This is a genomic window from Flectobacillus roseus (assembly GCF_030056595.1).
In the GTDB taxonomy this organism is placed as follows: Bacteria; Bacteroidota; Bacteroidia; order Cytophagales; family Spirosomataceae; genus Flectobacillus; species Flectobacillus roseus.
The window spans coordinates 701048-726564 of sequence record NZ_JASHIF010000002.1 but is presented as its reverse complement, the minus strand read 5'-3'; the positions used below and the strand labels follow the sequence as shown (position 1 = coordinate 726564).

Annotated in this window: 17 protein-coding genes; 10 read left to right on the top strand and 7 right to left on the bottom strand. The window is 37.5% G+C overall.

Going from position 1 to position 25517, the window contains the following annotated elements; translation table 11 throughout:
- Positions 1–21: 21 nt before the first annotated feature.
- Complete coding sequence (locus tag QM524_RS03210; RefSeq protein ID WP_283343459.1) at positions 22–1155, bottom strand: glycosyltransferase; 1134 nt, start codon at positions 1153–1155, stop codon at positions 22–24.
- Complete coding sequence (locus tag QM524_RS03205; protein WP_388046175.1) at positions 1145–2023, bottom strand: lysylphosphatidylglycerol synthase domain-containing protein; 879 nt, start codon at positions 2021–2023, stop codon at positions 1145–1147. The genes QM524_RS03210 and QM524_RS03205 overlap by 11 nt, the downstream gene beginning before the upstream one ends.
- A gap of 144 nt (positions 2024–2167) precedes the next feature.
- Between QM524_RS03205 and ruvC the strand changes: the two genes are divergently transcribed.
- Positions 2168–2731 carry a crossover junction endodeoxyribonuclease RuvC gene (gene ruvC, locus QM524_RS03200; RefSeq protein ID WP_095163632.1) on the top strand — a complete coding sequence of 188 codons (564 nt, stop codon included), beginning with the start codon at positions 2168–2170 and terminating at the stop codon, positions 2729–2731.
- Positions 2732–2884: 153 nt separating this feature from the next.
- Here the strand turns inward: ruvC and QM524_RS03195 are convergent, their stop codons facing one another.
- The 3 genes from QM524_RS03195 to QM524_RS03185 all read right to left on the bottom strand — a co-directional run bounded on the left by QM524_RS03195 (position 2885) and on the right by QM524_RS03185 (position 7963).
- The gene (locus QM524_RS03195; protein WP_283343457.1) at positions 2885–4111 is read right to left on the bottom strand and encodes a hypothetical protein; all 1227 of its coding nucleotides are present in this window, start codon (positions 4109–4111) and stop codon (positions 2885–2887) included.
- Positions 4112–4196: 85 nt separating this feature from the next.
- Positions 4197–6173 carry a thioredoxin domain-containing protein gene (locus QM524_RS03190; RefSeq protein ID WP_283343456.1) on the bottom strand — a complete coding sequence of 659 codons (1977 nt, stop codon included), beginning with the start codon at positions 6171–6173 and terminating at the stop codon, positions 4197–4199.
- Positions 6174–6316: 143 nt separating this feature from the next.
- Complete coding sequence (locus tag QM524_RS03185) at positions 6317–7963, bottom strand: T9SS type A sorting domain-containing protein (protein WP_283343455.1); 1647 nt, start codon at positions 7961–7963, stop codon at positions 6317–6319.
- 237 nt (positions 7964–8200) lie between these two features.
- Between QM524_RS03185 and QM524_RS03180 the strand changes: the two genes are divergently transcribed.
- The 8 genes from QM524_RS03180 to QM524_RS03145 all read left to right on the top strand — a co-directional run bounded on the left by QM524_RS03180 (position 8201) and on the right by QM524_RS03145 (position 19118).
- Complete coding sequence (locus tag QM524_RS03180; protein WP_283343454.1) at positions 8201–9790, top strand: NAD(P)/FAD-dependent oxidoreductase; 1590 nt, start codon at positions 8201–8203, stop codon at positions 9788–9790.
- Positions 9791–10068: 278 nt separating this feature from the next.
- Positions 10069–10695, top strand: coding sequence for an NUDIX hydrolase (locus tag QM524_RS03175; RefSeq protein WP_283343453.1), 627 nt, complete (start codon positions 10069–10071; stop codon positions 10693–10695).
- Between the two features lie 38 nt (positions 10696–10733).
- Positions 10734–12416 carry a hypothetical protein gene (locus QM524_RS03170; protein ID WP_283343452.1) on the top strand — a complete coding sequence of 561 codons (1683 nt, stop codon included), beginning with the start codon at positions 10734–10736 and terminating at the stop codon, positions 12414–12416.
- 206 nt (positions 12417–12622) lie between these two features.
- Positions 12623–15292, top strand: coding sequence for a DNA gyrase/topoisomerase IV subunit A (locus QM524_RS03165; protein ID WP_095163625.1), 2670 nt, complete (start codon positions 12623–12625; stop codon positions 15290–15292).
- Positions 15293–15589: 297 nt separating this feature from the next.
- Positions 15590–16249, top strand: a complete 660-nt coding sequence (locus QM524_RS03160) for a SanA/YdcF family protein (protein WP_283343451.1) — start codon at positions 15590–15592, stop codon at positions 16247–16249.
- A gap of 153 nt (positions 16250–16402) precedes the next feature.
- Complete coding sequence (locus tag QM524_RS03155) at positions 16403–17635, top strand: sulfite oxidase (RefSeq protein ID WP_283343450.1); 1233 nt, start codon at positions 16403–16405, stop codon at positions 17633–17635.
- A gap of 15 nt (positions 17636–17650) precedes the next feature.
- A complete protein-coding gene (locus QM524_RS03150) occupies positions 17651–18046 on the top strand; it encodes a hypothetical protein (RefSeq protein ID WP_310586441.1) in 396 nt (131 codons plus the stop codon).
- Positions 18047–18251: 205 nt separating this feature from the next.
- Positions 18252–19118 carry a dienelactone hydrolase family protein gene (locus QM524_RS03145; protein ID WP_283343449.1) on the top strand — a complete coding sequence of 289 codons (867 nt, stop codon included), beginning with the start codon at positions 18252–18254 and terminating at the stop codon, positions 19116–19118.
- Positions 19119–19362: 244 nt separating this feature from the next.
- Here QM524_RS03145 and QM524_RS03140 read toward each other — a convergent pair whose 3' ends face one another.
- Both QM524_RS03140 and QM524_RS03135 read right to left on the bottom strand, forming a co-directional pair.
- Positions 19363–21294 (bottom strand): DsbA family protein, encoded by a 1932-nt coding sequence (locus QM524_RS03140; RefSeq protein WP_283343448.1) that lies wholly within the window; start codon positions 21292–21294, stop codon positions 19363–19365.
- Entirely contained in the window at positions 21291–22460 is a 1170-nt protein-coding gene (locus tag QM524_RS03135; RefSeq protein WP_283343447.1) for a pyridoxal phosphate-dependent aminotransferase, read from the bottom strand. Before QM524_RS03135 ends, QM524_RS03140 begins: the two co-directional genes overlap by 4 nt.
- Positions 22461–22785: 325 nt before the next feature.
- On the opposite strand from QM524_RS03135, the gene QM524_RS03130 reads away from it, so the two are divergent.
- Complete coding sequence (locus tag QM524_RS03130; protein ID WP_283343446.1) at positions 22786–25362, top strand: glycosyl hydrolase; 2577 nt, start codon at positions 22786–22788, stop codon at positions 25360–25362.
- Positions 25363–25517 lie beyond the last annotated feature (155 nt).

The window sequence follows — 25517 nt, the reverse complement described above, 5'->3', positions numbered from 1 at the left end:
ACAAATTCTCAAATCTTCAAATTAAAAATGTTTTCTTCCTTTCCAAACATATCCTTTTTTCCAAGCTGAAATACCAAAAAACACTACATAAAATGGATACAAAATCTGAACAAAAGGAATATATTTAATGTAGGTACCCTTCTTGAAAAAAGACAATACAGGTGCTAAAAAAAAGTATTCTGGTATACAACGAACCAGCCAAAGTACCATAAATTGAGTGGTTGTCAAATCGTTTATTAGCCATAAAAATGGACTCAAAAGCATGCCAAAATTAAGACTAAAAATAGCGATTGCCAGAAAAGTAATTTTCCAATCCTTATAGTGATTCCATTTGCTTGCCCAACGTTTGCGTTGTTGGAAAAAAGAACGAAAATTTTCTTGAGCTTGGGTGTAAACGATATTGGGTTGATAATGCGCAAAAACAATTTGACTTGGATATTTCTCTGCAATCTTGTGCATTAAAAACTCATCATCACCCGAGGCAATATGTTCATTTCCTTCGAACCCGTTCACTTCTTCAAATACAGCCTTGGGATAGGCAATATTGGCGCCATTGCACATATTAGGCTTACCAATCATCATGGCGCAAGCACCAGAACCAACCAAACTGGCAAACTCAATACTTTGTATAATCGTCCATAAACGACCATCAGGTATAAACGTAACTCCACCACTGATAAGCTTTGCATTTTGGCCTTTGTATAACTGTTGCATTCCTAATACCCAAAATTCCCCCACTCGACAATCGGCATCTGTACATACTATCAGTTCGCCTTGCGCTTGTCGAACCCCAATTTTTATGGCATTCTTTTTACCTCTTAGATCAAACTCTTCCAAATGAATAATATGAACTGGAAAATCTAATTCTTCACGCAGGTTTTCAATCTGAAAAACCGTATCATCTGTTGAGTGATCATTGATAATGATGACTTCCAAAAGTGCTTTTGGATAACGTTGCTTTGCCAAATCTCGCAGTAGATAAGGAAGGTTCAAGGCTTCATTTCGTGCAGCAACTAGCACCGAAATGGTGGTATCTTTAGGCACTTTACGCATAAAACGTTTGCCAAAAGTGACTTTTTTAAGCCACACGCCTGCCAATGTAAGGGTAAATACGGCGTAAGTCGCCACCAAAAAAAGTAATAGACTAATGAGCATTTTTTCGAGTAAAAAGTATCCAAATACTGCCAATCAGTACAGGAATTCCAATATTTAAGAGCCAAAGACTAAAAGTAGCTGTAATCACTTGGTTGATATCAACGGCGTAATGTCTCATGAAGTAAATAGCAGAAAGCTCACGGACGCCCAAATCACTGACAAAGTTTAAAGCTGGAATGATGGTTTTTGCCAAGAAAACGCTATTTACGATGGACAAAGTATCTACAAATGGTAATTTGACCCCTGCCCAATTGAATAGCAAACAAAACTGTAAGATAAAAACCAAATGGCGTATCATGCCAATAGTAAACAGGCGCACCCACTGTTTTTTTGTCAAGCTAAATATAGCAGTCAAAACCTGTTGAATTCTTTTATGTTGAATCAATTTTAACTTTTTCGAGTACCAAAATAGTATTGATGCTACCAAACCAAGCGTTGGCATAACAAGCACCAAATAGCTCTCAAGAGTATTATTCAAGCAAAATTTTTGTACTATAAAAACCAAGCCGACGTAACCAAAACTTAAAGTAACAATGGTTTGAATTATACCACTCACAATACCTGCCCCTATTCCCTCCGTTTTCTTCTTTAGGTTAATTATTCTACCTGCTACATCACCCGTTCCGCTAGGCAACAGCATACCTAGCGCCAGTCCTGTCAAGACAGATTTAAAAGCCTGAGCTATTGAAATAGGCTCAATGTGCTCTAAAAGAGTTCTCCATTTCCATGATTCTAAAGTCCAATTCAGCACCATAAGTACCAACAGAGCTATCCAAAAATAAGAAGAAGTGCCTTGCCATGAACTCAAAAACGTAGCCATAAGTCCTTCTATTCCTTGGGGTTGGTGCTTGATTGTACGAAAAAGCATATAGATTACCAAACCAAAGAGTAGGATTCGAACTACAAAAATGAGTTTTTGACCAAAATATTTACTCAAAGCTTCTTTCAAATTCTATAAAATTTATTGATTACCTTTGTATAGAATCAATTTTGAAACAAAGTTACACTTTACATGGCAGAGTCTGTTGAGAAAATCATTTTAGGAGTTGACCCCGGCACCCGATTTATGGGATATGGGGTTATATTGGTGCAACGTGGAAATATCTCAGTTTTGCAATACGGTGTAATCAATGTGAGCAAATATGCCACACAGGAGCTAAAACTGAAAAAAATCTTCGAAAGAATTATCGGGATTATCGAAGAGTTTTCGCCAGATGAAATGGCGATTGAAGCGCCATTTTTTGGAAAAAACGTACAATCCATGCTCAAGCTCGGTCGTGCGCAGGGCGTTGTGATGGCTGCTGCTCTTTCTAGACAAATTCCGATTGTAGAATATTCTCCCAAAACGGTTAAGCAATCAGTTACTGGCAACGGAAATGCGTCTAAAGAACAAGTCGCAAGTATGCTTGACCATTTGTTGAAAATGAAATTAGAGCCAGAAATGTTTGATGCTACCGATGCCTTGGGTATTGCAGTATGTCATCATTTCCATGGCAATAATATTATGTCAACCAATAAGGGTACGAAAAAAGGTTGGGCTGCTTTCATCAATGAAAATCCCAATAGAATTAAATAAGGTATACCGTAGGGTTTCGGCCTTCAGCCGTGGGCATTCGGCAAAAATATATCTATCGTTACTAAAACATTTTAACACTCTTTGCCTGGTGCCTGGTGCCTTGTCCCTAAAATAAAAACTTCAATAAAATTTTGCGTGATTACTTGAGTTATATTACTTTCTGGTAAATTCTATCGCCTCTGAGTATTTTTTATCCGCATAAAGCAATATTTCCTCTTTTTTACTTCCATTCTCAAAAGAAATAGCGGTAGTATTCGCTCCTTCCCTTCCAGTATTGACCGAATAAACCGTCAAGATATTTTGCCCAACAGGACTCATAGGTAATTCAAGCACTTTGGGTTTCTTTGTCAATGTATAGTTTTCTATCAAATATTTTCCATTCCAGCAAACTGACACGATGTCTCCATCTTCATTTTCGTGGTCATAAAGAGATAACAAAATGGTAGTTTGAGAAATCTGGAAACGCTTCTTGATTACTACTTTACGTTGTATTTCGCACAGAGATTTCGCGATAGGCTTTCTTGCTTTTTGTAATTGAACAACAGGTAATTCATAACTCATTTGGAGAGAAATCATGCCTGTATTTTCTCGAAGTGTTTGTCCTGCAATAGGTTGATTTTGAGCATATCCCACAAATTTTGTTTCAGAAATTGCCTGATATGGAATGCCAAATCGTATCCCAAAATTCAATGCTCGACCATCGTCGGCAGGTCGCCAATAGGTTTTTCCAATTTCTACAAAAAACAAATAGCTATTGGGGTTTGTGACAGTATTTTGTAAAGTAAATCCCCTCCCATCATAAATCCAAGAGTCAGAGTCTTGCATAGATTTTGACTGAAAATTCATGGATTGAACACCGAGTTCAAGGTAATTCCGTAACTCGCCAAAACCTCTCCTTCCTTTAGAAATAGAAGAATACATCAAACTCCCCCAAAATCCTGTATTGCTGATGGTATTTATCCAAGAGCTTGCTTCCTTGCCTTTGATATAAAACTTAATATTATCATCAAGGGCATAACTATGCGGAGATCTGGTATAATGAGCACCGACTTCAAGTCTAAAAAGTCGATTATTTCGAAATAATTTTTGATAATTAAGTCCTAGACCAAAAGTGCCAACCAAGCCAAATGCCTCCGTTCCACCATTTTTATTAACCGTAAAATTGATAGGTAGCGGGAAAAATGGTTTGGGAATATTACTAAGAGCACTCGACGAAAAACCATCCGAAACAGGAATACTTTGCGGTAGTCCCAAGGAGACCAAACTAGCCAAAGGTCTGATACCCAACTGGGCGCTTCCTTGCTTACGACTCAATTGGGAAAACGATTGACTAGAAAAGTATAGTAGAAAAATAAGAGCTCTAAGAAATAGGTTTTTCATGGCGCAATAGGTTTATGAATTCTCCAATTTAAGGAATAAAAGCCATAAAATAAAAATGGTCAACCTTTGGCTGACCATCTTTGGATTACAAAATCTGTTCCCAAGCCTCCTCGACTGTTTGAACAGGTCGTCGACAAGCTTTGTTGAAACAAACATAAATATTGGTTTGCCCATCAAATGCTGTTCGATGTTCGAGTAGTGGAAGCTCACTCTTATCTTTGGTAGCTGACAGGACTTTATTGGGAAAATACTTTTGATCTATTTTAGCTCGAAAATCCAAATAACTCTCTCCAACAATAGCGATTTCTACAGTTGGGTTCACCAGTTGTGATGCTAAACAAGCCCAATTTGTCAAATAATCAGCATTTTTGGTAAGCATTTCTTTCATTTTACCTACCATCAATTTAGATAAATCTGTAAAATCTTCTCTATCTAAAATCAAACCAAGTGTATAAAAATTCCTAGCCATCATAGAGTTCGAACTAGGAATGACATTGTCAAATATTTCCTTCTTACGAACAATCAAAGCCTCAGCATTTTTATCAGTAAAGAAAAATAATTCATCCTCCTCATCCCAAAAATTAAGATATACATAAAGTGAAAGCTTTTCGGCTAGATGTAACCATTTTTCCTCAAAACAAACTTGATATAAACTTGTAAATCCGTCTATTACAGCAGCGTAATCTTCTAAAAATCCTTGAATTTTAGCCTCTCCGTTTTTGTACGAATGCCACAACTGATTGTCATTCAACAAATGTTTTTCAATAAATGACGCATTTTTCAAGGCTAAATCTAAGAACTTTTCTTCGCCGAAAACTTTATAGGCATCTACCAAACCTTTGAGTGCTAAGCCATTCCAAGAACACAACATTTTATCGTCGAGTCCTGGCTTAATTCGCTGATTTCTATATGCCATCAAAAGAGCAATTTCATCAGCAAAATCAGAATTCAGGAATGTATGATTTTTCCAAAGGATATTAACCCCATGCTCCCAGTTGCCCTCCATACTCACCTGATAAGCACGGCAAAACTTATCTGCCTTTTCCCCTAAAATCTGATGTATTTCGGCATGAGTCCACACATAATATTTTCCTTCTACTCCTTCTGAATCAGCATCTTGTGCCGAATAAAATCCACCCTCAGGGCTTAACATTTCACGTTCTATCCAATCTATTGTTTCAAACACAACCTGCTGGTAAAGAGGCAATTCTGTCAAGGAATACGCTTCAGAATATAAACTCAAAAGTTGTCCATTATCATAAAGCATTTTTTCGAAGTGAGGACAAAACCATTCTCCATCAACCGAATAGCGAGCAAAACCTCCGCCAAGTTGGTCATAAATACCACCTTTGGCAATTTTACTCAAGGTCAAACGTAAATGCGCTAAAGCCTCCTCCTTTTTCTCACCACCTGCTTGAATATATCTCAAAAGAAATAACCAAACCGAAGGCATCGGAAACTTTGGCGCACGTTCGAATCCGCCCCATTGAGGATCGAAAGTACCTGAAAGTTTTTGGTACATCGCCTCTAAATCGTCAATATTAAATCCAATTTCATCCGACTGCAAACCGTATTTTATCGACTCCAAGAAAGACATATTTTCTGTAAATCCTTCCGCAGATTTTTGCAAATCAGGCAAATGATTTTGAAATCCTTCACTTACGGCATAAAGAAGTTTCTTCCAATTCATAGGCGGAAAATAGGTACCACCATAGAAAGGTTTTCCATCGGGCATCAAAAACACATTGAGTGGCCAACCACCCTGAATACCCATCGCCTGCACGGCATCCATATATATAGCGTCTACATCGGGACGCTCTTCTCTATCAACTTTGATACTAACAAAGTGCTCATTCATGATGGCCGCAAGTTCTTCATTTTCAAAGCTTTCACGTTCCATCACATGACACCAGTGACAGGCTGAATAGCCAATACTGACCAAAATTGGTTTATTTTCCTCCTTTGCCTTCTCTAATGCCTCTTTCCCCCAGGGAAACCAATCCACGGGGTTATGAGCATGTTGTAACAAATACGGAGATGTTTCTTTTGTTAACCGATTCATAATTTTTGATATAAAAATGGTTGTATTGTATGTATAAGATTAAATAAATGCTTGAAAAGAATTTACCATTTTTAAAATTAAGGTGGCAAAAATAAATATTTCTCTTCAAAATGTGTTGGTATAACACTATTCCTAAGCAAAACTTAATTATTCGTCAAAAACACTTTTTGCTCCATCAAATGTCCTTGGTTATTCACCCTCAAAATATAAACACCAGTTGGTAATTTAGGGTTTAGAACACGTCGGTTGGCAACAAAACTTTCGTTGGGCAAGTCAGCCCAATTGGCTTCAAATCTTATATTTCCCATTAAATCGTACAACTGGACTATTCCTGTAATTGATCCCGACCCTTGATACTCAAGATTGATAGGACCAGCACTTGGATTGGGATAAACTAGTATTTTTTCTGTAAACTTTTCCAACGTAAAAGCCTGTAAAAAGGTTTCTTTTCCCTTTAGGACAATACTCTTGCTCCACGAACCAATCCGAATAGTGAGGTTAGTCGTTGCGTTATCATTAGCAAACTCGTTGATGGCAGCTACCAAAACACTGTCTCCTTTGATAACCGCACGCCAAATAGGATCATAATCTTGGAAATGTTGATGAGCTGTTTTAGGAATGTAAAGGGAATAATCTCCTGTAAAAAAACCTTTGTATTGAGACAAACGGTAGAGACCATTGACAAAATACTCATACTTATTCAGGTTCATGGTATCCTGTCTGGCAATTGGCCCTTCCCATAGAAAAATCCCTTTTGCTCCCGAAAAATAAGGCATAATAGCCTGTGCTTCAATCAAATGCTTGGGAATAGACTGATCGAAGGCATAATTGGAGTTTTGGCAACGATTATACCCAAGCCATTCAAACAAAATAACATCTTTATTGCTACGAGCACGATTAGCCTCCACTTGAAACAACTGATAGGCAACATTGCTGTAGTTGGGAAAATTACGGTACTCATAACAAAAATAGGCTGAAGGAGTCAAGTGGGTATTTTGCGCATAAAATGGTCCACCTACTTTCTGAGTAAGTGAATCTTTCATGTAGTAATTTAGCGGAGTAGGTTCATCCAAAATCGCCTTCCAAGAGTAACCAATAGGAAATTCTTGATTTTTGATAGGTGCATCACTGTAGGAAGCAATTTTTGTAGTTTTGGGAAAACCAATATCCCATAGGTAATTTATGGGTTTTGCGTACAGATTCATCAAATCACGCTTGTAACGCTCAACAAACGCCGAATCTGGAAGGTTTTTATAATTTTGCGGCACACCCGAAGATAGCTTCAAGGTCAAAATATTATTATTGCTAGGTCTTTCCCTTTCGATATCCAAAACTAAAAAATCATATTGCGGAAATGCTTGTCCTCTTGTATCATTAAACTCATTGGCAAAACTTTGCATACTACCTTTCCAATACGACTGATAGGTCGCCAAGTTATTTTCCCAAGGACTTTCCAATTCATACCACGGCTGCCCACCAATACTAGCCACTCCATACCAAAGAAAAGCACGATTTTTTACAGGTAAATCTGCGTCAAACTGATTATATCTTGCCAAATGACTAAAGCCATGCTTCAAAGGTTCTTGAATATCACTGACGAATCTTGGCCCTGTATAAACATTCAAAAATGGCAAGGAAAAGTTCGGAAATTGTTGCCAATTGATAGTTCCTTTGCTGGAAGATGGTGTAAAAACAAAGCTATTTTGACCAAATGAATGGGGAAAAAAACTCATCACACCCATCCAACAAAGTACCATCATCGGAAGCTTATTTCTCAATTTTCTCAGCATAATCTGTTTTTAGTTTATTTTGAACTTTTCTAATAATCGGAAAGCACATACTAGGTTATTTCGGTTCTATATTTCAAAGAAAACGATGAAATGAGAGAAATTTTCTGGTCGGCTAGTTTCTTTTTTTGAAAAACATCACAATTCATCAGTTCTCACCAAAAATGCCTACTGAATAAGGAATCATCGTTCTTTTTTTGTTATTTTGTAAAAAATTTAAGGATAAAAACCTTACCAAAGATGAAAAAACAACTTTCTCTGGTATTAGAGCCAGAAATTGCATTTGACCAAGATAACTTCGTTAACAAGGTAAAAAATATTCTTCAGGTTTCTGCCACTGAAGAGGCTCATGTAAGAGCCATTAAACGCTCCATTGACGCAAGAGGTCGTCAGGTAAAAGTTAACGTTGAAGTGGAAGCTTTCATCAATGAGGCGCCTACATCCATGATTGAATATACAAGGGACTACCCTAATGTATCTAACGCTCCCCAAGCTATAATTGTTGGCGCTGGGCCGGCAGGGATGTTTGCTGCTTTACGTTTGATTGAGTTGGGAGTAAAACCCATTTTGATTGAAAGAGGAAAAGATGTCAGAACTCGTCGTCGTGACCTAGCTGCCATCAACAAAGATCATTACGTAAATCCTGAATCGAACTATTGCTTTGGCGAAGGCGGTGCGGGTACGTACTCTGATGGTAAACTTTATACCAGAAGTAAAAAGCGTGGTGATATTCGCCGAATTCTTGAAATTTTTGTCGCACACGGTGCCACTGAGGAAATTTTGGTAGATGCGCACCCGCATATCGGAACCAACAAACTCCCTAAAATTGTAGCTGAACTTCGCGAGAGCATTAAAAATGCAGGAGGTGAAGTGCATTTCGAAACGAAGGTTACTGATTTTATTCTCGAACAAAATACGCTGAAAGGTGTTGTTTTGGGAGATGGTCGTGAAATAAAGGGAATTGGAGTTATTCTGGCTACAGGACACTCTGCTAGGGACATTTTCGAACTTTGCCAGCAACGGAATATTTATATTGAGGCAAAGCCTTTTGCTATGGGAGTGCGTATTGAGCACCCACAAAGTTTGATCGATTCGCTCCAGTATCATCGTAAAGAGCGTGGACAATATTTGCCTGCAGCATCATATAGTTTGGTGGCACAAACTTTTTTTAAAGGTGTTCAAAGAGGGGTATTTTCTTTTTGTATGTGTCCTGGCGGTTTTATTGTACCTGCTGCTACTGCACCGGGTGAACTTGTGGTAAATGGCATGTCGCCTTCTCGAAGAGACTCAAAATTTGCCAACTCAGGAATGGTTGTGGCAGTAAACGACATAGACCTTGAGCCTTACAAAGAGTATGGAGCTTTGGCTGGATTACAATTACAAAAAGAGCAAGAACAACGAGCTTGCCAAATGATGAATGGCACACAAGTGGCTCCAGCCCAATTAGTGGGTGATTTTTTACAACAAAAAGTATCTAAAGAACTTCTTGAAACCTCGTATCAACCGGGCTTGAGTAGTTCAGACATGCTTGATGTGTTGTTTCCTCACATTGGAAAACCTCTTCAGGATGGTATCAAGCAGTTTGGTCAGAAAATGAAAGGCTACGGTACTAACCAAGGACAAATCATTGGGATCGAAAGTCGTACTTCTTCTCCAGTCCGTATTCCGAGAGATAAAGAAAGTTTGGAGCATGTTATTGTGAAAAGACTATATCCTTGCGGTGAAGGAGCTGGTTATGCTGGTGGGATTATGTCGGCTGCCATGGATGGTGAAAGATGTGCCGAGCAACTTGTATCGAGGTATTCCCCCAAAAGTCATTACAGTTTGTAAAAATATAAAACCATAACTCTAATCGTTTGAAAGAAGAAAATTCACAACTTTTTATTAAACGGTTAGAGTCAATTTTAAGCGTTTGATTTTCAATCAAAAGGCGAGAAAATGAAGGCTCACATTTTAAAAAACCGACGATTAAACGAGTAGGAAATTATATTATATTATCCATGTGACATTGCTAAAGTTTGTATATATGCCTATTTCCTACTAATTTATATCAATTTTATACATTCTATTTAATAACAAAACAATCGACATTGCTATTGAGATAACTTATGACTGACTTCAATCACTTTATCGACAACTTGAGACAGCGCTTCACATTGCCCCTTCCGGGTGAAAGTGCCCATATTCGTATGGCATCAAGTTCGAGGTTAAAGTTTAAGTTAGGTCCTAACGAAAAAACTCGACAAAGCGCCGTATTGATTTTGTTCTACCCACATGAAGGAAAAATATATCTCCCTTTGATATTACGACCAGCTTACGATGGGGTTCATGGAGGACAAATGGCCTTTCCAGGAGGGAGAAAAGAGCGTGAAGATGAAAATCTGATTAGAACAGCCATGAGAGAAGCTCAAGAGGAAATTGGGGTTCGTCTTACGGATGTAAAAATATTGGGTGAAATTTCTAAACTATTCATTCCGCCTTCAAATTTCTATGTACAGCCAGTGATTGGTTACATGGAAAAGAGACCAGAGTTTTACCCAGACCCAAGAGAAGTTGACCAAGTAGTAGAAGTGTCGCTTGATGAATTGCTTGACCCTGCCATCATAGGCAAAAAGATTTTGGATGTAAGAGGCACAGAAGTTGAGGCGGCCTACTTTAACATTCAAGGGCATACTGTATGGGGGGCAACTGCAATGATGATTGCTGAAATGATTGATTTAATTCAATCATCATGATTATCGTTACTCTCACTTAATTCTATAAATTACACCCAATGAAAATTCAAAAATCTGCATTCTGGATATCATTATTTTTATTCGCATTATTTATCCTTTTTTTACAAAATTACTGTTACAATTTTTTCTTTGCTGATGACTACCACCTTCTTAGATATGTAACAGACGCCAAACGAGCAAGTAGTTTTAAAGAACAATTTTCGTTGTTAATCGATCTGCACAACGAGCATCGAATCATATTTCCTCGATTATTTACTCTCTTAGCCTATACCATCGAAGGATTTATCAACTGGAAGACATTCAATGTAATTTCTTTATTCTACTATCTAGGAATTTGTTGGATTTTTAATCTTTTCTTCGAAAAACTAAAACTATCCGCTTGGTATTTTCTTCCTGTCCCACTCCTGTTGTTCCAACCCATTGCTCACGAAAATATTTATTGGACAATTTCGGTACTTCAACAAGTGGGGAATCTGTTTTGGGCTATGCTTCTATTCTGGTTGATTTCAAACCCCAGCAAAAAGTACTTCTATTCTTCATTTTTGGTTGGATTTGTTTTGACTTTTACGCATGGGAACGGATTGTTTGGACTAGTAATAGCAGGATTGATGTTATTCATTTCTGGCCGTACGAAAGATTTGCTCAAATGGTCTATATTCACACTTACACTTTTCTTGCTTTATTTCTATCAATATAGAAGTGGCCAAAACTCGAATGTTTCGCAAAGCCTTCAGCATATTGACATGCTACTTAGATGTCTGCTTACGTTCTGGGGAAGCATGGCTTGGCAATTCACCAATCGCTATGTAGTTTCTAATATCATCGCAGCCATTGCTGGCGCAATGATTGTTTTACCCCTTAGCTTTATCCTAGGAAGATATCTATATTTTAAAATTCTGAAACCTAAAGCAATATTGGATGATCGTCATTTATTCCTTGTAGCTTGCTTTGGATACTTACTCATTACCTCTGCTTTAGTAGCACTAAGTAGGGCTTGGATAGGCTCAGAGGCAGGATTAGATAATCGCTATGCTCATAATTCGTTCTGGGCTTTAGCACTTTTGTATTTAACACTATTACTAGATATCCCTAAATTCTTCCAGAAGTCATTGGGGATATTGGCTATTTTAACTGCTTTTACTATTAACCTATTTGGTTGGTATTCTTCGACACTCAAATTGAAATATCAATTTGATAATCAACGTGCAGAGGCTTTTAATTACAGAGTAAATGGCGTCATATTCAAAGAATCCCCAGCATTCAACCATAATATAGCCAAGACCTTAGCACTTTCTTATAAAGAAGATATAAGTCGTTTTACAGATTTCGATTTGGATGTTTTGCATTCCCTAAAAAACCCAAATATAACAATCGAAAAAGACTCAACGCTTCGATTGGGTGTTGTCCCAACTACTACCATCATTCAAGATGCCAAAAATCCAATTAAACTTGTTTCGTACCTTATCGAAGCCCAATCATTTCCCTATAATGATGAGACATTTTTAATGTTGCATTCTGATAAAAACAACTATTTAATTTCTGTTGAACACAAACATGGTTCAAAAACAGATTTACTTTTCAAAGGTAAATATTTTGGAGATGGATTCTTTACAACATTCATTACTGGCAACCTTCCAAAAGGGAAATATCAGTATGCTATTGTTCAAAAAAATGACAAAACTTACAAAATCACACTTCTTGAACAATTTTTAGAGATTTAATTTTCACCAAACCAACAAATTACCCGTTTTCTTAGTCATTTCTTCAAAATACAGACCGTATAGTTATTTTTTTTACCCATATTTTTTTCGTAAATTGGGGTTTTGTAAAAAAGCAACAAACGTAAACTTAGGGCTAAAGCCGTCAAACTAGAATTGTATTAAATTTGGTCTTAAGTCTACTTTAAAAATTTTGAGAATACGCTGTAATGGAAAACACAAATCAGACAGAAGATTTCGACGAAAACAAGAACACGAAAAGCGAAGAGGCATTACATGAGCAAGTGGCAGTGGCTGGGTTGTACGAAAACTGGTTTCTGGAGTACGCATCGTATGTAATTTTGGAACGTGCCGTACCAGCAGTAGAGGATGGTCTTAAGCCTGTACAACGCCGTATCTTACATGCCCTTAACGAAATGGATGATGGTCGCTTCAACAAAGTGGCCAATGTAATCGGTCAAACCATGCAGTATCACCCCCACGGGGATGCTTCCATCAATGAAGCATTGGTAAACATGGGTCAGAAAGATTTATTGTTTGACTGTCAAGGTAACTGGGGCGACATTCGAACAGGAGATAGCGCTGCAGCAGCTCGTTATATAGAGGTTCGTCTTTCAAAATTTGCCCAAGATGTAGTATTCAACCCACAAACTACCGAATGGCAACTATCATATGATGGTCGCAAGAGAGAACCGATTACCCTACCTGTAAAATTTCCACTTCTATTAGCTCAAGGGGTTGAAGGTATTGCTGTTGGTTTGGCTACCAAAATCATGCCTCACAACTTTGTGGAACTGATAGAGGCCTCTATTGATATTCTCAAAAATAAGAATGTGGAAATCTATCCCGACTTTTTAACGGGTGGTTTAATCGATGTTTCTAATTACAACGATGGTATGCGCGGCGGCAAAATCCGTGTGCGTGCCAAAATAGAAGAATTAGACAAGAAAACACTCATTATCAAGGAAATACCTTTTGCTACTACGACAACCAGTTTGATCGAATCCATCATTAAAGCAAATGATGCGGGTAAAATCAAAATAAAAAAAGTAATAGACAACACCGCAAAAGAAGTAGAAATCCAAGTTCAATTGGCGCCAGGTACTTCTCCTGACGTAACAATAGACGCTCTTTATGCTTTTACCGACTGCGAGGTTTCTATTTCGCCCAATGCCTGTGTTATCATCGCAGATAAACCACACTTTGTTGGCGTAAGTGAAATCCTAAAAGTTTGTACACGCCAAACCTTAGAGCTACTCGGACAAGAACTCGAAATTCGTAGAGGAGAGTTATTAGAGAAATTACTCTTTAGCTCACTTGAAAAAATCTTTATCGAAAACAAAATCTACCGCGATATTGAAAACTGCGAAACGTTTGAAGAAGTAGTAGCTACTGTAGATAAAGGATTAGAGCCTTACAAACCACAATTCTATCGCGAAATTGTTGAGGAAGACTTACTCAGATTATTAGAAATTCGTATCAAACGTATTTCTAAATATGACTCCTTCAAGGCTGATGACTTGATGATTAAATTGCAAGATGAGCTTAATGAGGTAAATGACAACCTTGCCAACTTGGTACGTTATGCAATTGACTATTACAAAATGCTCTTGAAAAAATATAGTAAAGGGCGTGAACGTAAAACAGAAATTAGAAACTTCAATACCATTACTGCTGCTGTTGTAGCAGCTGCCAATCAAAAACTTTATGTGGATCGTGAAGGTGGTTTTATTGGCTACAGTCTCAAAAAAGACGAATATGTAATGGATTGTTCAGACATAGATGACATTATCGTATTCCGAAAAGATGGTTCTTGTGTAGTAACCAAAATTCAAGACAAGGTATTTGTAGGAAAAGATATTATTTATTGTTCTGTCTTTAAAAAGAACGATGATCGTAAAGTCTATAATTTGGTGTATTTCGATGCTAAATCAGGAACAAGTTATATCAAGCGTTTCAAGATTACAGCTGTAACCCGAGACAGAGTTTATGACCTCACAGCTGGAAATCCAAAATCAAAAGTATTATACTTTACAGCTAATGACAATGGAGAAGCAGAGGTAATTCAAATAAATCTGACGGCGTCTTGCACTGCTCGTGTCAAACAATTTGAATACGATTTCAAAGACTTACTCATCAAAGGTCGTGACTCAATGGGTAATGTTTTGACAAAGTATCCTGTTCGAAAAATTGTTCAAAAATCTGCTGGAGTTTCTACCTTAGGTGGTCTGGATATTTGGTATGATCCAACGATTGGTCGTCTAAACCGTGATGAACATGGTAAGTACTTGGGTAACTTTGAAGCCAAAGACCACATTCTTGTAGTTTACAATGACGGACAATATGAGTTAACTAATTTTGAGTTAACCAACCGTTATGAGCCAAAAGACATTGCGGTATTAACCAAATTTGTTCCTGAAAGTGTTATTTCTGCAGTATACTACGATGGCGCTAGCAAATTGTACTATGTAAAACGATTTAGAATTGAGACTACCACTGTTGATAAGAAATTCTTGTTTATTTCGGATGAAAAGGGCTCAAAACTATATTTTGCATCAGTTGATATTTACCCTCGTATCGAACTAACCTTTAAAAAAGATGAAAAAGGTGCACAGCTTGAACATGAAGAGATAGCAATTGACGAAGTGGCAGAAATAAGAGGATGGAAAGCATTAGGAAGTAAATTAAGTACTCATAAAGTACAAGGCATAAAACCTTTAGAGCCAAAAATTGTTGAAGTTTCTGTTCCAGAGAGTAATGAAGAAGAAGATAAAACAGAAACCGAAGAAGCAGTAGCAGCCAAATTGGTTGAACCAGAAGAAATTGAGTTTCCCGAAAATTCTGATTCAGGAACTGGAGAACAATTAGGATTATTCTAATTTTTCCACTATTTCTAAAAAGTCTGATAAATCATCATTGTACCCTACAGTACGGTGTGGTTATCAGACTTTTTTTTTATATATTAGGGAAATACTTTCAATATTAAGTAAATATTAAGGCTAAAACTTAAACTTTTTCGATAAAAAATTTAACAATTCCACCAACATATCCTATCGATTTCAACGTTATCTATTTGAATGCAATATCTTTAAAAAGCAGATTGATGATTCATATACAAATGTTTGATCGTATTTTCGGAAAGTCAGGAGGAATAAGTAAAGTTGTACCAAAGCTATATGAAAAGTACCCTTGAAATAGCGATTCGAGAACCACTTAACTTCACCCGATTTATCAAACGGGTTGTTAAGGGTCTTATTGCGTTGGGATTCATGGGCATTATTCTAGTTTTGATGAGTAATATTTGGATCGTTTTTTCTACAGAAAATTATAATTATTATAATATCGAAAATCTTCCATCCAATGATTTTGCCTTAGTACTTGGAACCAGTAAAAATGTTACTCGAGGAAAGGAAAATCTCTTCTTTCGCTATCGTATTGAAGCCGCTGCAAGATTATACCATGAAGGAAAGGTAAAATATCTCATCTTGAGTGGCAATCATGATTCTATCTTTTACAATGAACCCGCAGATATGCGTCAAGCACTCCTTAAACTTGGTGTGCCTTATGATGTTATGATTTTAGATTTTGCTGGTTTTAGAACTTATGACTCAATAGTACGTTGTAAGAAGGTATTTAATCAGCAGAAATTTACGATTGTCTCTCAACCCACACACAACGCTAGAGCACTATTTTTAGCACAACATCTCGGAGTAGACGCAGTTGCCTTTGCTGCTCAAGATGTCCCTTCTGGCTACAAAACCTATCTTCGCGAATACCTTGCTCGCCCTAAAGCAATTCTGGACGTATACTTCTTGGAATCTCAAAAATATAACTAAACAGATTCTGGTAATTATATTTGTTAAGATATTAAAATTGAAAGATTTATCCTACATATCCTATAGGAATAAATACAAACTAAATAATTCATCATAAACTCTTCCTAAAAGTTGCTTATATTTACAAAAATTGAACAAAGCCCTCATTTAACCATGACGCAAAAAAGAAGAAACTTTTTGAAAAAACTGATTGGCACAAGTGCGATGAGTGTACTTGGGACTGAAATTGTTTTTTCCAACAATATGCTCAAAGGCTACTCCCCTGTCATTCTAAATTCGTTGGATGATAATGCACTTGAAATGCTCAAAAAAAATAAGGAAATGACCATTTTGAGCGATCGTCCTTGGAATGTAGAAGCACCCACACACCTGTTAGATGATGAAGTCACGCCTCTCGACAAAATGTTTGTGAGAAATAACGGAAATCCTCCTGAAAATATCGACATCAAATCTTGGACTCTAACGATTGAAGGAGAATCTGCCAAGACGAAAAAAACCTTTACTTTAGAGCAACTCAAGAAACAGTTTAAACAGTATACCTATCAAATTCAATTAGAATGTGGTGGTAATGGCAGAAGTGGTTTTGTACCGCAGGCATCAGGCAATCAATGGTCAGAAGGTGCTATTAATTGCGCTGAATGGACAGGCGTGCGCCTCAAAGACGTACTAAATTCAGTTGGAATCAAGGATGATGCAGTGTATATCGGCTATTTCGGCAAAGATACCCACTTGAGTGGCGACCCCAAAAAAGTTACAATTTCTCGTGGTGTTCCGATAAAAAAGGCTCTCGAAGATGAAAGTTTGTTAGCTTGGGCTGTCAATGGACAAGAAATTCCATTGATGCACGGGTATCCCTTAAGATTGATTCTTGGCGGATGGCCAGCTTCTGTTTCGGGAAAATGGCTAGAAAAAATCGTTGTTCGTAACAAAGTACATGATGGTGAAAAAATGGATGGTACGCACTACAGAGTACCTCTCTACCCGATTGAACCAGGTGGAAAAGCACCAGATAGTGATTACAGAATCATAGAGTCTATGCCTGTAAAATCGCTGATTACCTATCCCAAAACTGGTGCTATGATTGATGATGGCAAAACGCTCAGTTTAAGAGGACATGCTTGGGCAGGCGATTTGGAAGTAAGTCAAATGGAAATTTCGATTGACTTCGGTGCAACTTGGCAGAAGGTGAGTTTACAAAAACCTAAGAACCGATTGGCTTGGCAACATTGGTCAACTGAAGTTAAATTTCCAAGAAAGGGTTATTATGAGGTTTGGGCAAAAGCCACAGACGCCAAGGGAATTGCTCAACCTATGGTCATTCCAGCATGGAATCCAGCAGGTTATCTCAACAACTCATGTCATAGAATCGCCATAAAAGTGGTCTAATCCAAATATACTCTTATGAAAAAAATCATGTTAGTGGCCGCATTGCTTTCTATGGTTTATCTTGCTTCCCTAGGAAAAATTACGCCACACCCATATAGTCAAAAAGCCATCCATGCTGACTCGACCAAAGGATTAGATCCTGAAACAGGCTTGGTAATTGCTAAAGAACTAGATATGGTCAAAGCCCAATGTACAGGATGTCATTCTAGTAAAATGATTCTACAATTCAGAGCTACACGCGAAGGTTGGTTAGAAAGAATTCGATGGATGCAAAGAACACAAAAACTTTGGGATTTAGGCGAAGCCGAACCCGTCGTTCTTGATTATTTGAGCAAATATTATGGTCCTGTCAAGCATGCACAGCGCCGTCAGCCCCTTTCAAATATACAATGGTATAAATTAAATAAATAGGCAAAATATTTTTACTTCTCAAAAGCCGATTTATTAAGATATTTGTTGAAGCGTATATCTTATTATATCGGCTTTTGGTCGAATATTTCACCAAGACTTAGAACAATTTTAGACGAATTTGTATTATTAATGATGAAACGGCAAATGTTCATCTCTCGGACATACCAACATTCAATCATTATTCATCCAAAACTCATCGTAGAAAATGAACAAACTTTGGCTATCTCTCAATCTCCTTGTTGTTAGCATAATGGGGTATTTTGCTTCAAAACCCATCGAACAACCTGAAAATCAAATTACAGTTTGTCATGCACCAGTATCAGGCGATATGGCACAATTCGCGAATGACCCAAATTTTATTGCTTTACACCCAACTCCCCTAGCCATCAAGTTTGTAGCAGAAGGCGAATCAATCACTTATCCAACTGCCGATGGTAACACAGCGAGTGCCTATATTGTCAAAGCAAAAAAGAAATCTGACAATTGGCTTTTTGTATATCAAGAGTGGTGGGGTCTTAACGACCATATCAAGCATCAAGCAGATGTTTTTTATAACGACCTTGGTGGAAAAGTAAATGTGATTGCCTTAGACATGTATGATGGAAAATCAACCACAAATCCACAAGAAGCAGGAAAGTTGATGCAAGGTGTAGTCGAATCCAGACTTGAAAACATTGTAAAAGGCGCAATTACCTTGGCAGGTCCAAAAGCTCAGATAGCGAATGTAGGCTGGTGTTTCGGTGGAAGTTGGTCCTTAAAATCAGCCTTATTGGGCGGAAAACAAACCATCGGTTCAGTAATGTACTATGGAATGCCTGTAAAAGACGTTGAAAAACTAAAAACCTTAAATAGTGATGTTTTGGGCTTGTTTGCCACAGAACAATATATCTCACAACAGGTAATTGAGGATTTTGCGGCAAATATGAAAACTGCAAATAAAAAATTGACTTACAAAATTTTCAATGCAGTACACGGATTTTCAAACCCAAGTAATCCTAAGTACGACGAAGCAGCTAGTAAAGAGGCTTACGGTATGGCGATTGGATATTTGAAAGATAAGTATAAGTTGTAAGAGAATCCTTTTAAGTAATAGTGCGGAATAAGGTTTCAGTTGTTTTTAGGCACTAGGCAACGGGCAAAGAGTGTTAAAATGTTTTTTATTAACTACAGCCATGCTTTTTTCCAAAACCCACCGCCGAAATCCGTTACCTGAAAGCACAAAGCACAATCTTAAATTTTAATTTATCCACTAACTTAATACAAAAGAGGCCTCAATGTTGTTAACATTGAGGCCTCTTTTGTATTAAAACCTTCGACTAATAATCCGCTAACTTACTCTTCCAGATTATACCATTTTTGCTCTCAAATTTGTCGATATATCCTCTTTCGTACAAATCGTCCAAGGTTTTTTCAGTATCTTCTACCGATTTTTCACTCAAAAATGAAAACTCTTTATTGGTCATAGTCGAAAAACAACTGAATAAGAAAACAGGGTCTGTATTTAGACTTCTTTTCTGTGCATTGGGAATCAATTGATGAATAATGTCTTCGAAATATTTATATTCTTGATATCCTTTTGCAATAATTGTTTTGTTTTCTTGATTAGTAAAAATCAAGGTCGGGAATACGCCAACTTCCATATTTTGTGCCAAAATCAAATCATTTCGAAATGCCTCTTGCGCTTTTGTTTCGTAATCTTTGATAAATTTGGCTGAATCTAGCCCTACTTCAAAAGCTGCATTTTCTAAGTAATTGAGATCAACAATATTCTTTTTTTCTAAGAATAGCATCTCTTTGATTCTTCTCAAAAACAAAATCGCTAAGTCTCCGTCTTGCATCTGAGCTGCTTTAAACGCGATAGAAGGTGGATAAGATGAAGGCAGTGGATCTTCTAACCAAATATCTCCATCTAATGGTATGCCATGAATCATACACACTTCCTCCCAATGCGATGCAACGTCAGAAGGCTGAGTGATTGGTCCACGCTGATAGTCAGTCCATGAGGGTAAAAGTCCTCCCATGCGATAGTCAATATCGAAATATTCACCATACTCTAATTTCAACCTACGTAACATCGGTTGAACCACCCAGCAAGTTGAACAAATAGGGTCGGTAAAATATTGCACCTTTAGTGGTTTATCTCCTTTATCATCTGATTCTTTTTTAGAAATCAGCGGTACCACCATTTTATCTCCATCTATTTTTTCAGGGTGCATAAAGAGCTCTTTTAACTCTCTCCCCAAATAGATATGTTTAGAAATCTCATCTTTACGAGAGGCATAATATTGCTCAAAGGCCAACTCAGAATTGCCAATTTTTAGCAACAAATCTGTCAATGTTTTTGCATCGATGATGGCATTGGTGGTTCCTGCACTCGTAAATGGCAGAGCCAAATGGGCAGCATCGCCTATCAATACGACATTTCCTTCATGGAATTTAGGCAATAGTCCAAAATCTCTTGTATTCCAAATATAGCTCGTTGAATAGTCGTTGGTAGCAAGCAATTCATTGACAATTGGAGGAAAATCACTCAATTGAAAATCACAAAAAGCCTTTAATTGCTCAGGTGTTGACTTGTCACAACAATCTGCTTCTATTGCATTATATTGCATAAACCAAACAAAATCAGAAGCTGACACAGGAATCATACCAAAACTTATGCCTCTGGTATCGCTCTGAAATTTGGTAAATACGTTGGGTAACTTAGAGGCCAAAGTTTCGTTTTTACATAAACCCACAACTTCCTTTACTTCTACTTTTGTAAACTCAACAGATCCCAATATGGCTTCACGAACTGACGAATTACTGCCATCCGCACCTACAAAAATATCACCATACTCTATTTCTCCATTGCTGAACTGAGCCGCAATTGCCTTGCCATTTTCATAAATAAAATGTGAAAAAACACGACCAGTTTTGATAATTCCTTCAGGAACCAATTGATTCAAAAATGCAATTAAGTCTTTTCTCCTAATACAACGCCAAAGATTGAGCTTTTGACGCTTTACGGGTTCTCCATTGCTTTTATTAAAATTAAATTCCCCAATTTCGATACCCGGTAGAGGAATATTTTTCCCTTCACTCAGCTCCTCTAGGATAGACCATCCGTCGAGATGCATGAGAAAAGCGTGACCTCGGGTATGAAATTCGGTCATTTTTTCATTAATGACTACTTCAATATTTTGTTTGTTTAACAACAGGCCAAGTGACAATCCAGCCACTCCCCCACCAATTATTACAACTTTCATAAGTAATTAAGTGCGGTTTTTATATAATTAAGTGCGTTAGAAAGAATTCCATTTGATGTGGCAAAACTTAACCTGATATAACCCTCTGCTCCTGTTCCAAACCATTGTGGTAAACCCGGAACAACTGCTACTTTGGCTGTTTCTAGTAAGTATGCTTGTATTTCGGCGCTGGTCTTGCCTGTGGCGGTGATGTCTGCAAATGCGACATAACAACCTTGTGGTGCGATACATGACACCCCCTTACTTGCATTGAGTTCAGATACACATAAATCTCGCATCTGCTGGAGATGCTGAATAAAACCCTCCAGCCAAGGTCCACATTCGTTTAAGGCAGTGGTTGCAGCAATCTGCCCTAAAACGTTTGCTCCGTGAACCGTAGATTGATGTAATGAAGCTCTGAAAAGAGTATCAGCGTGGTTTTGATTAAATGCTACCAGCGAACCAATGCGCAAACCAGCTAAACCATAGGATTTGCTATATCCCGTAACGATAATGGTTCGTTGACGGATGCTTTCATCAAGACTAGCAATACTGGTAAATGTGTATGGGTGATAAACAATATCACTCCAGATTTCATCTGATAAAATAATAAGATTGTGCTTACACGCTACCTCACCCAAAATTCTTAACTCCTCTGGAGTAAAAACTTTGCCCGTTGGATTAAGAGGATTGCAAAGGCAAATCATTTTTGTTTTGGGAGTAATTAGGGTTTCTAGCTCCCAAAAATCAACAAACTCTTGACCTGGAGGAATACCATAAGAAATGGCACTAGCACCAACCGTTTCAATTGAGTATTTAAAAAGGAAATCTACAGGGTTAAAAATAATCGCCTCGTCACCTTTTTCAAGGAAGGCTTTGCAAATGACATAAATTCCAAAAGCCGCACTGTCTACGGGAAAGGTAAATTCGGGTTTGGCTGGAACGTTTCGTTTGTTGTGAAAAAATTGGGCAACACTTTCTTTAAACTGAGGAAGTCCTTCGGGTGGACCATAACATAAATAGCGGTCTTTGATAAACTTGGTTAGGGCATCTGCTATTTGTGGTGCACTCGGGAAGTCTGGATCCGCCGCGGTTAACGGAATCACGCCTTCAGGAACTGTCGCCCAGCGTAAGTTATAGGCACGCTCTTTTAGGATGCCTACATTTACAGTTGAGTCATCAAACATAGGATAATCTTAAGGGTATATTTGTAAATTTTATGGGTAATTCGATATGGCAATAACTATAATTTTTCTTTGTGTGCTAAATATGTACAATAAAAGTAGAAAAAACAATTTTATATTTAAAATTTCTAGAATAAATATTCAGTTAAATATGTAATCGGTATTTTGTATTTATTTATTTCTCAAGCTTTAGAACCATAGTTTGAGCTTGTTTCAACAGATGTGATTTTAATCTTAGTTCCAGTATGCTACAGGATGCGAGTGTTGTTTTTATTTTCTATCTATGTATCTTGAAAAAATTAAAATAATCATATCAAAAATGAAAATTATGTCTTTTACAAAATTAGAAAATCAAAGATTGGCCAACTTTAGAAGGGTTTGTTTGCTGATAACTTTTTTTCTGATTGGAATGTTTACTACAAATGCACAAAAGTATAATACGCATAAGCCTTGGGCGTATTGGTGGTGGATGGGCAGTGCAGTAGATGAAGCAGGTATCCGTAAAAACTTACAAGATTATGCTCAAGCAGGCTTTGGCGGTTTGCATATTATACCGATTTATGGTGTCAAAGGAAACGACGCCAACAACCTAGATTTTTTGAGTCCTAAATGGAATCAAATGTTGGCATTTACTGTAAAAGAAGCCAACAACTTAGGATTGGGAATAGATATGACCATGGGTACTGGTTGGCCATTTGGCGGAAAGCAAGTAAGTGAAAATGAGGCAGCTAAATATTTTGAAGTTTTTACAGAAAATGGAAAAACTAGCGTCAGAGCATTACCGACTAAACAAAAAGTCAAACGTGCCGCTCCCGGGGGTGAAGGTTTAGTTCTCGACCACTTCAACAAGGAGGCGTTAGAACATTATATGAAGCCTTTTCAAACACTATTCCAGTCACCAGAATATGGAGTACGTGCGCTTTACAACGACTCATACGAAGTGTATGGTGCCAACTGGACAAGTAATTTTTTAGAGGAATTTAAGAAAAGACGTGGATATGATTTAACGCCTTACTTGAGTACTTTGGCAAAAACAGAAACAAAAGATCTTCTCGAAAAAAGAATTTTTGGTGACTATAATGCCACGATTGCTGACTTGTGCAGAGAGGCCTTTACTAAAACTTGGGCAGAAGGCGTTAGAAAAATGGGCAAAATTTCAAGAAACGAAGCTCATGGTTCACCCGGCAATATGCTCGACTTATATGCACTTTCGGATGTACCTGAAACTGAATACTTTGGAACAAAATATTTTGACATTCCAAATTTCAGAAGAGACCCCAAATTTGAAGAAACTAGATACGGTATTCCAGATCCTTTGGTAATAAAATTTGCCACCTCAGCGGCTAATACAGAAAATAAAAAATTTGTGGGCTCAGAAACCGCAACTTGGTTGGCAGACCACTTTAAGGTGTCATTATCACAGGTAAAACCGATTATTGATGAGTCTTTGACTTCGGGTATCAATCACATTTTCTATCATGGTGTGCCTTACTCTCCTCCGCAAGAGGCATATCCGGGTTGGTTATTTTATGCGTCTACTAACTTCAACCAACAAAGTCATTTCTGGAATGAATTACACTTTTTGAATGAGTATATTGCTCGTTGTCAGGCACTTTTGCAAGAATCCAAAGCACAAAATGATGTATTGCTCTACTTCCCGATTCATGATATTTGGCACGATGCGGGAGGAAAAGAACATGTACATTTATTATCGGTACATGCCAATGCACAGGAACTTTTGTTCAATAACTCATTTGGACAGGTTGCAAAACTTTTACAATCGAAAGGCTTCAACTATGACTATATCTCTGATTTACAGTTGACTCAGTTAAAATATGTAAACGGGAAACTACAAAGTCATGGAGGTTTGACTTACAAAACCATCGTCATTCCGAAAACACAATATTTGCCTTCAGAAACCCTCAAAGCCTTACAAATATTGCAAAAGCAGGGGGCGCCAATTTTGTTTATTGACCAATTACCTGCCAATACTGCTGGCTTTAAAAATTGGGAATCAAACGAAGCATTATTAGCCAATTTCAATGCAAGCTTGAAGACTACCGATATTTCTACCCTTCCAAATGCCTTTGCAAAACTTGGAATTACCTCAGAGGAAATGGCGAGCAAAGGAATTTCTTTTATCAAGAAGAAAAATAGCATAGGCACCTTATACTTTATCAGTAATTTCTCTCAAAAGTTTCAAGAAGGTAATTTATTACTGGGCGCTAAAGGCGAAGCAGTGGAAATATATGACCCGCTCCATCAAACAAAGGAGTATATCTCTATAAATAAAAAAGGAGCTTATACCGAAATCAAATTAGCCCTTTTGGCAGGAGAAAGTCGTTTTGTACAATTTTTTGACAAAAAACCTGCTCAGATTATTGCCAAAAATATGGTTGCCCAACCTACGCATAAAGTAGAAATCAATGGAACATGGAAAGTTGACTTTTTGGAGGGACAACCATTTTTACCAAAATCTTACCAAACTACGAGACTAGACTCTTGGACGAGCGTTGGAGATTCTACGAACCAATATTTTACAGGAACTGCCAAATATTCGGTAGATTTTGACTGGAAATCTGTAAAAGAAAGCGTAATTTACTTGAACCTTGGTAATGTTCGTGAGTCGGCAAAAGTAACCTTAAATGGTCAAAGTTTAGGAACACTTTGGTGTTTGCCGTTCCAAGTAGCAATTCCTACCAAGTTGTTAAAAGAAAAGAATCATTTAGAAATTGAGGTAAAAAATCTTTCAGCTAACAGAATGCGATATATCGACAAACAATCACATAACTGGAAGAAATTCAAGGACATTAATATCGTCGATATTCAATATAAAGCCCTAGAGCCATCGACTTGGGAACCCGAACCCTCTGGCTTATTAGGTCCAGTTCAAATACTTTACTAAAAACAAGTCAATGAGTATGGCGGATATTAGATATGGGATTTCGGATATGATTTTACAAAAGCAAAATCCGAAATTTCAAATCTGAAATCCTAAATCGAACCGTATTTTTCCACTTTTTGCTATATAATTCAGTTTACAAGCCCTTCTTCACCAAG